This window comes from Enterobacter sp. 148H3, assembly GCF_034107425.1.
In the GTDB taxonomy this organism is placed as follows: Bacteria; Pseudomonadota; Gammaproteobacteria; order Enterobacterales; family Enterobacteriaceae; genus Enterobacter; species Enterobacter vonholyi.
On the sequence record NZ_JAWNEI010000001.1, the window covers coordinates 472,455 to 484,248 of the forward strand.

The window sequence follows — 11,794 nt, forward strand, 5'->3', positions numbered from 1 at the left end:
TTATGAAATTATTAATTCTTGGCAACCATACCTGCGGCAACCGTGGCGACAGCGCCATTCTGCGCGGTTTACTGGATGCAATTAACACCCTTAAGCCTGAGACCGAAGTGGACGTGATGAGCCGTTATCCGGTTAGCTCATCCTGGTTACTGAACCGCCCCGTGATGGGCGATCCGCTCTATAGCCAGATGAAACAGCACAATAACGCCGCGGGCGTGATGGGCCGCGTGAAGAAAGTGCTGCGTCGTCGCTACCAGCACCAGGTGCTGCTTTCCCGCGTGACCGATACCGGCAAGCTGCGCAACATCGCGATCGCGCAGGGCTTCACCGACTTTGTTCGTCTGCTGTCCGGCTATGACGCTATTATCCAGGTTGGCGGTTCGTTCTTCGTCGATCTCTACGGCGTGCCGCAGTTTGAGCATGCGCTTTGCACCTTTATGGCAAAAAAGCCGCTGTTTATGATTGGCCACAGCGTGGGGCCATTCCAGGATCCGCAGTTTAACCAGCTGGCAAACTATGTCTTCGGCCACTGCGACGCGCTGATCCTGCGCGAGTCGGTCAGCCTCGACATGATGAAGCGCAGCGAAATTGACACCTCTAAAGTTGAACACGGCGTGGACACCGCCTGGCTGGTGGATCACCAGGACGACAGCTTCCAGCCGAGCTACGCGGTGCAGCACTGGCTCGACGTGGCGGCGAAACAGAAAACCGTCGCGATTACCCTGCGCGAGCTGGCACCCTTCGATAAGCGTTTAGGCACGACGCAGGCGGCGTATGAGAAAGCCTTCGCCGACGTGGTGAACCGCGTGCTGGACAGCGGTTATCAGGTGCTGGCGCTTTCTACCTGCACCGGTATCGACAGCTACAACAAAGACGATCGTATGGTGGCGCTGAACTTGCGCAACCTGGTGAACGATCCGTCCCGCTATCACGTGGTGATGGACGAGCTGAACGACCTGGAGATGGGCAAGCTGCTCTCCGCCTGCGACCTGACCGTGGGCACGCGCCTGCACTCGGCGATTATCTCCATGAACTTTGGAACGCCGGCCATAGCCATCAACTACGAGCACAAGTCTGCCGGCATCATGCAGCAGCTTGGAATGCCTGAAATGGCCGTGGATATCCGTCATCTGCTGGATGGTTCGCTTGGCGCGATGGTGGGGGATACGCTCGGCCAACTGCCTGCGATCAACGAGCGTCTGGCCGTTGCGGTGAAAGCCGAGCGCGAAAAAGGCATTGGAATGGTGAAATCGGTACTTGACCGCGTACGGGAGGGGAAATGAAGGTTGGTTTCTTCTTACTGAAATTTCCGCTGTCGTCTGAAACGTTTGTCCTGAATCAAATCACCGCGTTTATCGATATGGGATATGACGTGGAGATTATCGCCCTGCAAAAGGGCGATACCCAAAATACCCATGCGGCGTATACCCAGTATGGGCTGGAGGCGAAAACCCGCTGGCTGCAGGATGAACCGTCCGGGAAGCTGAGCAAGCTACGCCACCGTGCCAGCCAGACGTTGCGCGGGATCCACCGCGCGTCGACGTGGCGGGCGCTGAATATTTCCCGCTATGGTTCGGAATCTCGCAATCTGATCCTGTCGGCCATCTGCGGGCAAACGGCGCAGCCGTATCGTGCTGATGTATTTATTGCCCACTTTGGCCCGGCTGGCGTCACCGCAGCGAAGCTGCGCGAACTGGGCGTGATTGACGGTAAAATTGCGACCATCTTCCACGGTATCGACATCTCCAGCCGCGAAGTGCTGAACCACTACACGCCGGAATACCAGCAGCTTTTCCGGCGTGGCGACATGATGCTGCCCATCAGCGAACTGTGGGCCGGACGCCTGAAAAACATGGGCTGCCCGGGTGAGAAAATTGCCGTTTCGCGCATGGGCGTCGATTTAACGCGCTTTACCCGCCGTCCGGTGAAGGTGCCGGGCAAACCGCTGCAGATCATCTCCGTAGCCCGTCTGACCGAGAAGAAAGGCCTGCATGTGGCCATTGAAGCCTGCCGCCAGCTTAAAGCGCGCGGGGTGGATTTCCACTACCGCATTCTCGGCATTGGGCCGTGGGAGCGCCGCCTGCGGACTCTTATCGAACAGTATCAGCTGGAAGATGTCGTAGAGATGCCGGGCTTCAAGCCGAGCCACGAGGTCAAGGCCATGCTCGATGAGGCAGATGTATTTCTGCTGCCTTCCGTAACGGGTGCCGATGGCGACATGGAAGGCGTTCCGGTGGCGCTGATGGAGGCGATGGCTGTAGGTATTCCGGTGGTATCGACTCTGCACAGCGGGATCCCTGAGCTGATTAAGTCTGACCATTCCGGCTGGCTGGTGCCGGAGAATAACGCGATGGCCCTTGCGGACCGTTTAGCCGCCTTTAGCGACATCGACCAGCAGTCGCTGGAGCCCGTGCTCCATAACGCCCGACAAAAAGTTGAAGCCGATTTTAACCAGCAGGTGATTAACCGCCAGCTAGCGAGCCTGCTGCAAACGCTGTAACGCCGAGGATGTATGCTGAAAAAGATTACCCGACGCACCTTTGTCTCTTCTCTGTCCGTTCTGGCGGCCACGCCCCTGCTGTCGTCCCGCATTGCGCGGGCGGCAAGCGGCAGAACGGTCTCTGTCAATCAGTACAATAACAACGACTGGATCGCCGCTTTTAAGCAGGCGTTTAATGACGGTGACACCGTCGTGGTCCCGGCCGGGCTCACCTGCGAAAACATCAATACGGGTATTTTCATTCCCGACGGTAAAACCTTGTTGATCCGCGGGGCGTTAACCGGCAACGGGCGCGGCCGCTTTGTTCTGCAGGAAGGCAGCAAAGTGATTGGCGAAGGTGCTGGCCGCACGGAGAACATTACGCTCGACGTTCGCGGCTCTGACTGCGTTATCAAAGGGCTGGCCATGAGCGGTTTTGGCCCGGTGACGCAGATCTACATCGGCGGCAAGAAACCCAGCGTGATGCGCAATCTGCTGATTGATAACATTAGCGTGAGCCAGGCCAACTACGCCATTCTGCGCCAGGGTTTCCATAACCAGGTGGACGGCGCTCGCATCACCAACAGCAAATTTAGCCATCTGCAGGGCGATGCGATCGAGTGGAACGTCGCCATCAACGATCGCAATATTCTGATCTCCGACCATGTTATCGACAACATCAACTGCACCAACGGCAAAATAAACTGGGGCATCGGTATTGGCCTCGCCGGCAGCACCTACGACAACGACTACCCGGAAAAACAAACCGTTAAGAACTTCGTGGTGGCAAACATCACCGGCAGCAACTGTCGCCAGCTGGTGCACGTTGAAAACGGCAAGCATTTTGTTATTCGTAATATCAAAGCCAAAAATATTACTCCCGACTTCAGTAAAAAAGCGGGGATAGACAACGCCACTGTGGCCATTTATGGCTGTGATAATTTCATTATTGATAATGTCGACATGGTTAACAGTGCAGGAATGTTAATCGGCTATGGGGTAATAAAAGGCGATTATTTGTCCATCCCGCAGAACTTCAAGCTCAACAATATTCACCTCGATAACCGCCAGCTTGCATATAAATTGCGCGGAATACAGATTTCATCCGGTAACGCCACGTCGTTTGTGGCGATAACCAATGTGGAAATGCAGCGTGCAACGCTGGAACTGCACAACAAGCCACAGCATCTTTTCTTACGCAATATCAATGTGATGCAGGAAGCCGCTGTGGGGCCCGCCCTGAAGATTAACTTCGACCTGCGCAAGGATGTGCGGGGCAAGTTTATGGCGAAAGACGAGACGTTGCTGTCACTGGCGAACATAAAAGCTGTGAATGAGAAGGGGCAGAGTTCGGTGGATATTGACCGGGTCGACCAGCAGGTAGTGAATGTGGAAAGGCTGAACTTTGCGCTTCCGCACAGATAATCGACAAACATCAGTTTTGAGACTATTCCTGGCATAAAAGCGCGATCTAATCAGATTACAACTACAGAAATTTGTGATGCTGAGGCGTAAGATTGCCTAAGGATTACGGCAAATCATGCTGGCGAAAACATGTTTAAGAGCTATAATTCGTCAACCATTTTAAGGTGGAAGAAATAATGATTAATTTGAAAGCAGTCATTCCGGTAGCAGGCCTGGGCATGCATATGCTGCCAGCCACAAAAGCCATTCCAAAAGAGATGCTGCCGATCGTCGACAAGCCAATGATTCAGTACATTGTCGACGAGATTGTTGCTGCAGGGATCAAAGAAATCGTCCTGGTTACGCACTCGTCCAAGAATGCGGTAGAAAACCACTTCGACACCTCTTACGAACTCGAGGCGCTGCTTGAGCAGCGCGTTAAGCGCCAACTGCTGGCGGAAGTGCAATCTATTTGTCCGCCGGGCGTGACCATCATGAACGTCCGTCAGGCGCAGCCGCTGGGGCTGGGTCACTCTATTCTGTGTGCCCGTCCGGTTGTGGGTGATAACCCATTCATTGTCGTGCTGCCGGATATCATCATCGATACCGCTTCTGCCGATCCGCTGCGATACAACCTGGCGGCAATGGTGGCACGTTTCAATGAAACCGGCCGCAGCCAGGTGCTGGCGAAACGCATGAAGGGCGATCTCTCCGAGTACTCCGTCATCCAGACCAAAGAACCGCTGGAAACGGAAGGGCAGGTGAGCCGCATCGTTGAGTTTATCGAGAAGCCGGATCAGCCGCAGACGCTGGACTCAGACCTGATGGCGGTTGGCCGTTACGTTCTGAACGCTGATATCTGGGCAGAGCTGGAAAAAACTGAGCCAGGTGCCTGGGATCGTATTCAGCTGACCGACGCGATTGCCGAACTGGCGAAAAAACAGTCCGTTGACGCCATGTTGATGACCGGCGACAGCTACGACTGCGGTAAGAAAATGGGCTATATGCAGGCGTTTGTGAACTATGGACTGCGCAACCTGAAGGAAGGGGCGAAGTTCAGAAGCCGCATCGAGAAGCTGCTGGCTAACGACTGATATTTCTGTCTCCGACCTGGCAAGCGGCAGTCATTATTTTGGTGTGTTAATATCCAACCAAAATGATGACTGCCGTTTTTTTTTATAAATTAAATAGTTACATGCAGTTATCCAGTCTACTCCTGGACCGCTTTGTAGCGATTTGTGCTTGTTTCTGAGGTCGTTTAGGACGACAATTACCGGCAGTTTTTTGTCTGAAACCAGACAAGAAAAATCATTTAATCAGACATCGCTCAGTGCACTGGTAGCTGTTAAGCCAGGGGCGGTAGCGTGCTCAATTTCTGAAACCGTTAATAAAAGCTCAGGTTTCAGAACGCCAATATCCAGACATATACACTAGACGGAACAGATAACGTGAAAATTCTTGTGACGGGTGGGGCCGGCTTTATCGGCTCAGCGGTTGTACGACATATTATTAAAAATACTCAGGACGATGTCATCAACGTGGACAAGCTGACCTATGCAGGCAACCTTGAATCGCTTAGTGAAGTCAGCGACAGCGACCGATATGCCTTTGAGCATGCGGATATTTGCGATAAAGACGCCATGGATCGCATTTTCGCAAAGCATAAGCCTGAAGCGGTGATGCACCTGGCCGCTGAAAGTCACGTCGATCGTTCTATTACCGGCCCGGCAGCGTTTATCGAAACCAATATCGTCGGCACGTATGTGCTTCTGGAAGCCGCTCGTGCGTATTGGTCAACGCTGGAGGAACAGGCGAAGAAAGCGTTTCGTTTCCATCATATCTCTACTGACGAAGTGTATGGTGATTTGCCGCATCCTGATGAGCATCCGGCATCAACTAAGCTGCCGCTCTTCACCGAAACCACGGCTTATGCGCCCAGCAGCCCGTATTCAGCATCAAAAGCCTCAAGCGACCATCTTGTTCGTGCCTGGCTGCGTACCTATGGTTTCCCAACTATTGTCACCAACTGTTCGAATAACTACGGTCCGTACCACTTCCCGGAAAAGTTGATCCCGCTGGTAATTCTCAATGCGCTGGATGGTAAAGCGCTGCCGATTTACGGCAAAGGCGACCAAATCCGTGACTGGCTGTATGTAGAAGATCATGCGCGTGCACTCTATACCGTTGTCACTCAGGGGAAACCGGGTGAAACGTACAACATTGGCGGTCATAACGAGAAGCAGAACCTGGACGTAGTACATACGATTTGCGATCTGTTAGATGAGATTGTGCCGAAAGAGGGGTCATATCGCGATCAGATTACTTATGTGGCTGACCGACCAGGTCATGACCGTCGCTATGCGATTGATGCGCATAAAATTGGCGTTGAACTGGGCTGGAAGCCTGAGGAGACGTTCGAAAGCGGAATTCGTAAGACGGTGGAATGGTATTTGAGCAATCAGAATTGGGTTAGCAACGTTAAAAGTGGTGCTTATAAAAGTTGGATCGAGCAGAACTACGGGGAACGTTAATAATGAATATTCTTCTGTTCGGTAAAACAGGGCAGGTGGGGTGGGAACTCCAGCGTGCGCTTGCTCCATTAGGTAATTTGATAGCGGTCGATGTGCATTCTAAGGAGTATTGCGGGGACTTTAGCAATCCGGAAGGGATCGCTGAAACCGTTCGTGCCATTAAACCCGATGTCATTGTTAATGCGGCGGCACATACAGCTGTCGATAAGGCTGAATCTGAGCCGGATTTTGCCAGACTCCTCAATGCAACAAGCGTTGAAGCGATAGCCAAAGAAGCCGCTAAAATAGATGCATGGGTTGTTCACTATTCTACCGACTACGTTTTTCCTGGTGATGGCGAAACGGCATGGCGTGAAACGGATTCGACTGCACCGTTGAATGTATACGGTGAGACAAAGCTTGAAGGTGAAAAGGCATTGCAGGCGCATTGTCCTAAGCATCTTATTTTCCGCACCAGTTGGGTATATGCGGGGAAGGGCAATAATTTCGCTAAGACGATGTTGCGGCTCGCAAAAGAGCGTCAGGAACTCTCCGTAATCAACGATCAATTTGGTGCCCCAACGGGCGCTGAGTTGTTAGCAGACTGTACAGCGCATGCAATTCGTGTCGCAATGATTAAGCCTGAAGTTGCTGGTCTCTACCATCTGGTCGCGTCAAATACGACCACCTGGTATGACTATGCGGCACTGGTATTTGATGAGGCCAGAAAAGCGGGTGTTGAGTTGGCTATTGAAAAACTCAATGCAGTTCCAACATCGGCTTACCCGACTCCTGCCCGTCGACCGCATAATTCACGCTTGAACACAGAGAAATTTCAGGCGAATTTTGGTCTTGTACTGCCTTCTTGGGATATTGGCGTAAAACGGATGCTCACTGAGCTTTTTACGACTCAATCAATTTAATGATTAAATGAATGCTTGAACAAAGGCATTTAAATTATAGAGAAATTATAATGGCTAAGCGTAAAGGTATTATTCTGGCTGGGGGTTCTGGCACTCGTCTTTATCCTGTAACTATGGCGGTAAGTAAGCAGCTGCTTCCCATTTATGACAAGCCAATGATCTATTATCCACTCTCCACGCTGATGTTGGCAGGGATCAGAGACATTCTCATTATCAGTACACCACAAGATACGCCGCGTTTTGAACAATTACTGGGTGACGGTAGCCAGTGGGGACTGAATCTACAATATAAAGTACAACCAAGTCCAGATGGCCTTGCACAGGCATTCATCATCGGAGAAGAGTTTATCGGCGATGACAACTGCGCTTTAGTGTTGGGAGACAATATTTTCTACGGACATGATCTGCCGAAGCAACTTGAAGCTGCAGTAAATAAAGAAGATGGTGCTACGGTGTTTGCTTACCATGTTAACGACCCCGAGCGTTATGGTGTTGTAGAGTTTGATAAAACAGGTACTGCTATTAGTCTGGAAGAGAAACCACTCCAGCCAAAAAGTAATTATGCTGTGACGGGGCTTTACTTTTATGATAACTCCGTTGTAGACATGGCAAAAAAACTAAAACCATCAGCACGTGGCGAGTTGGAAATTACCGACATTAACCGACTTTATATGGAACAGGGGCGCATGTCCGTTGCTATGATGGGGCGTGGCTATGCCTGGCTGGATACTGGAACTCACCAGAGTCTTATCGAAGCCAGTAATTTTATCGCCACTATCGAAGAGCGACAGGGGCTGAAAGTATCTTGCCCTGAAGAAATTGCATATCGCAAAGGCTTTATTACTGCTGAGCAAGTTAAGAAATTAGCTGCGCCACTTGCTAAAAATCAATATGGTCAATACTTGCTGAAAATGATTAGCGAATAGCATCTGGGGGCTCAGTAATGGATATTCAATTAATCCCTTTGCAAAAACATGGGGATGAACGTGGCGCACTTTTTGCTCTTGAAGAACAAAGGAATATACCGTTCGAAGTCAAGCGTATTTATTATATTCTCGATACACTCACGGGCGTGAGACGAGGCTTTCATGCACATAAGGCAACGCGCCAGTTAGCCGTTGTAGCAAGAGGTTCTTGCAAATTCCATATGGATGACGGCAAGGAAACGAAGCAGGTTGAACTTAACGACCCTGCAACAGCTTTGTTGATAGAACCTTATATCTGGCATGAAATGTATGATTTTAGCGATGATTGTGTACTGATTGTTATTGCTGATGATTACTATAAAGAATCTGATTATATCCGCAAATACGATGATTTTATCAGAAGAGTAAACTCCGGTGAAAATTCATAGATTAAGTGATGTCCAGACAACCTCGATTGGCGACGGTACAACTATATGGCAATTTGTCGTTATACTCAGAAATGCGGCAATTGGTAGTAATTGTAATATTTGTGCAAGTTCTCTAATAGAAAATGATGTTGTCATTGGAAATAATGTAACCATTAAAAGTGGTGTCTATATTTGGGATGGTGTCCGAATAGAGGATGACGTCTTTATAGGCCCTTGTGTAGCATTTACGAATGACAAATATCCTCGCTCAAAAGAATATCCAGAAGAATTTTTGCAAACAACTATACGCAAGGGGGCATCGATAGGTGCTAATGCAACAATCCTTCCCGGTGTTGAGATTGGTGAAAGAGCAATTATTGGTGCAGGTAGTGTCGTGACCAAAGATGTTCCGCCTTACGCAGTCGTAGTAGGTAACCCGGCGCAATTCATTAAATGGGTAGAGAAAAATGAAAAAAATTAGCTTTCTGGATCTTAATGCAATTAACCAGCGCCAACATAATGAATTGGTCTCTGCTTTTAGTAGAGTGCTAGATTCTGGCTGGTACATTATGGGAAAAGAGCTTGAACAATTCGAGCGTGAATTTGCAGAATATTGTGAAGTAGAACATTGTATTGGTGTGGCAAATGGTCTTGATGCATTGATACTCGTGTTGCGTGCATGGAAAGAACTGGGCTATCTGCAAGATGGAGATGAAGTATTGGTGCCATCAAATACTTATATTGCTTCTATTCTTGCCATAACAGAAAATAATCTTGTCCCTATCCTAGTTGAACCCGATATTGATACTTACAATATCAATCCAGCAGAACTTGAACGTCATATTACGGAAAAGACTAAAGCAATTTTACCCGTTCATTTGTACGGCTTACTTTGCAACATGCCTGAAATTTGTGCAATTGCGAAAAAATACAGTTTATTAGTTCTTGAGGATTGTGCTCAGGCACATGGCGCAATGCGTGATGGCCGGAAAGCGGGAGCATGGGGTGATGCAGCCGGATTTAGTTTCTATCCAGGGAAAAATTTGGGCGCTTTGGGTGATGCGGGGGCGATTACTACAAATAATACAGAGCTAGCTAATACTTTAAAAGCTCTACGTAATTATGGGTCACATAAAAAATATGAAAACCTTTATCAGGGATTAAATAGCCGCCTGGATGAATTACAGGCGGCTTTATTACGTGTTAAAATGTCCACATTGGCAGAAGATACTGCGATTCGTCAAAATATAGCGGAACAGTATATTCATGGAATTAAAAATCCAGCAATCACATTACCAGTAGTTGATAATAAAGAAGAACACGTCTGGCACTTGTTTGTGATCAGAACGACTAATCGTGAAAAGCTTCAGGCATATTTATTAGAGAACGGTATTCAAACTTTAATTCATTACCCACTGCCACCTCATAAGCAACAAGCATATCAGGAAATGTCAGGGCTTAATCTACCGATTTCAGAGAAAATTCATGCTGAAGTACTTTCTTTACCAATGAGTCCAGTGATGAGTGAAGAAGAAGTGAATTATGTAATTGATATAGTTAATAATTACAAATAATGAAACGATTTTTCCAGGTAACAATATTATCTGCAATTTATACATTCATCAAAATGATTGCAGGTTTTATCATCGGTAAGGTAGTAGCCATCTATACTGGCCCTACGGGAGTTGCGATGCTTGGACAGGTGCAAAGCCTGATGACCATCGTTACTGGTGTAACCACTGCTCCTGTAAGTACCGGCCTTGTTCGATATACTGCGGAAAATTGGCAAGAAGGAAAAGAGGCTTGTGCGCCATGGTGGCGTGCATGCCTCAAGATTACCTTGTTATTGTTCTTGCTGATTGTTCCTGTTTTCATACTGTTTTCCAAAAGTTTAAGTGGTTTACTCTTCAACGATAACCAGTATGCATGGTTAATTATTTTTGCATGCTGTGTATTGCCATTTACAGTTTTAAATACATTGATTGCTTCGGTTTTAAACGGTCAACAAAACTATAAGCAATATATATTGCTCGGAATGTTATCTGTATTTGTCTCCACCATATTCATGGCTTTTCTGGTTATTTCATTTGATCTTAAAGGTGCATTAATCGCTACGGCATTAAACAGTGCTATTGCAGGCGCTGTATTAATTCTGTTTTGCATCAATAAATCCTGTTTTAGGTTAAAATATTGGTGGGGTGAAACAGATAGAGACAAAGTTAGAAGTATTTTTAAATATACACTTATGGCTTTGGTTTCTGTTGCTTCAATGCCCGTTGCTTTATTGTGTGTTAGAAAAGTATTGATTGCAAATACCGGCTGGGAAGATGCTGGTCAATGGCAGGCAGTCTGGAAAATATCAGAGGTTTATCTTGGTGTAGTAACAATTGCTTTATCAACATATTTTTTACCAAGGTTAGCAATTTTAAAGTCAAGTTTACTCATAAAAAAAGAAGTAAACAGTACTATATTATATGTACTGTCAATAACGATATTCATGGCATTGAGTATCTATTTATTCCGTGACCTTATTATAACTATTTTGTTTACTGATGAATTTAGGTCTGCCCGTGAATTATTTTTTTTCCAACTAATGGGAGATGTAATAAAAATTGCCGGATTCCTTTATGCATATACACTTCAGGCTCAGGGGCATACTAAAGTTTTCATTACCTCTGAAGTGCTTTTTTCGGCCTTATTTGTCATTGCTTCTTCTTTCTTTGTCGTAATTTATGGGGTACAGGGAGCAAACATAAGTTATGTCTTAACATATGGCTTATACTTCGTCTTTGCTTTTGTTTTTACAAACTATATTAATGTACGAAAAGATAATCAAAATTAGAGGCTAAAGTTTGAAAATAATTATTCCTGTTCTAGGATTTGGAAGAGCTGGTGGTGAGAGGGTTCTTTCTAAGTTGGCAACAGAACTGATGAGTTGTGGTCATGATGTAAGTTTTATTGCTCCCGATAATAAAAACGAACCATATTATGAGACTACAGCAAGTATTATTAGAAGTGAAGTTAGGAAAAGTCGCTTTAAACTTATTAGAATCATTAGTCTATATTATAATCTTTGGCGTAAATGTATAGAATCAAAACCCGATGTGGCAATTGCAAGCTTTCATTTAATTGCTTACCTCGTGGC

11 protein-coding genes and 2 pseudogenes are annotated in these 11,794 nt (G+C 47.3%); all 13 read left to right on the top strand.

Annotated features, from left to right (window positions below; all coding sequences use genetic code 11):
• The first annotated feature begins 2 nt into the window (after positions 1 to 2).
• On the top strand, positions 3 to 1,283 hold the full coding sequence (wcaK, locus tag USH94_RS02095) for a colanic acid biosynthesis pyruvyl transferase WcaK (protein WP_032658813.1): 1,281 nt from the start codon (positions 3 to 5) through the stop codon (positions 1,281 to 1,283).
• Entirely contained in the window at positions 1,280 to 2,500 is a 1,221-nt protein-coding gene (gene wcaL, locus USH94_RS02100) for a colanic acid biosynthesis glycosyltransferase WcaL (protein WP_111965776.1), read from the top strand. The genes wcaK and wcaL overlap by 4 nt, the downstream gene beginning before the upstream one ends.
• Positions 2,501 to 2,512: 12 nt before the next feature.
• Entirely contained in the window at positions 2,513 to 3,904 is a 1,392-nt protein-coding gene (gene wcaM / locus USH94_RS02105) for a colanic acid biosynthesis protein WcaM (protein WP_047741609.1), read from the top strand.
• A gap of 176 nt (positions 3,905 to 4,080) precedes the next feature.
• Entirely contained in the window at positions 4,081 to 4,977 is an 897-nt protein-coding gene (gene galF / locus USH94_RS02110; protein WP_017383282.1) for a GalU regulator GalF, read from the top strand.
• A gap of 354 nt (positions 4,978 to 5,331) precedes the next feature.
• On the top strand, positions 5,332 to 6,414 hold the full coding sequence (rfbB, locus tag USH94_RS02115; RefSeq protein WP_111965775.1) for a dTDP-glucose 4,6-dehydratase: 1,083 nt from the start codon (positions 5,332 to 5,334) through the stop codon (positions 6,412 to 6,414).
• Between the two features lie 2 nt (positions 6,415 to 6,416).
• On the top strand, positions 6,417 to 7,316 hold the full coding sequence (rfbD, locus tag USH94_RS02120) for a dTDP-4-dehydrorhamnose reductase (protein WP_111965774.1): 900 nt from the start codon (positions 6,417 to 6,419) through the stop codon (positions 7,314 to 7,316).
• Between the two features lie 50 nt (positions 7,317 to 7,366).
• Complete coding sequence (rfbA, locus tag USH94_RS02125) at positions 7,367 to 8,242, top strand: glucose-1-phosphate thymidylyltransferase RfbA (RefSeq protein ID WP_111965805.1); 876 nt, start codon at positions 7,367 to 7,369, stop codon at positions 8,240 to 8,242.
• 17 nt (positions 8,243 to 8,259) lie between these two features.
• Positions 8,260 to 8,670, top strand: coding sequence for a sugar 3,4-ketoisomerase (locus tag USH94_RS02130; protein ID WP_111965773.1), 411 nt, complete (start codon positions 8,260 to 8,262; stop codon positions 8,668 to 8,670).
• Positions 8,657 to 8,881: pseudogene (locus USH94_RS22520) on the top strand (DapH/DapD/GlmU-related protein); the annotation flags it as partial. The gene USH94_RS02130 and the pseudogene USH94_RS22520, both read left to right, overlap by 14 nt.
• Positions 8,882 to 8,941: 60 nt before the next feature.
• Positions 8,942 to 9,100: pseudogene (locus tag USH94_RS22525) on the top strand (DapH/DapD/GlmU-related protein); the annotation flags it as partial.
• A 16-nt stretch (positions 9,101 to 9,116) separates the two neighbouring features.
• Positions 9,117 to 10,223: a DegT/DnrJ/EryC1/StrS family aminotransferase gene (locus USH94_RS02140; RefSeq protein ID WP_111965771.1), complete on the top strand. Its 1,107-nt coding sequence runs from the start codon at positions 9,117 to 9,119 to the stop codon at positions 10,221 to 10,223.
• Positions 10,223 to 11,491, top strand: a complete 1,269-nt coding sequence (locus USH94_RS02145) for an O-antigen translocase (RefSeq protein WP_320731314.1) — start codon at positions 10,223 to 10,225, stop codon at positions 11,489 to 11,491. Before USH94_RS02140 ends, USH94_RS02145 begins: the two co-directional genes overlap by 1 nt.
• A gap of 10 nt (positions 11,492 to 11,501) precedes the next feature.
• Positions 11,502 to 11,794: glycosyltransferase (locus tag USH94_RS02150; RefSeq protein WP_146749073.1), on the top strand; the 293-nt coding region annotated here is incomplete at its 3' end.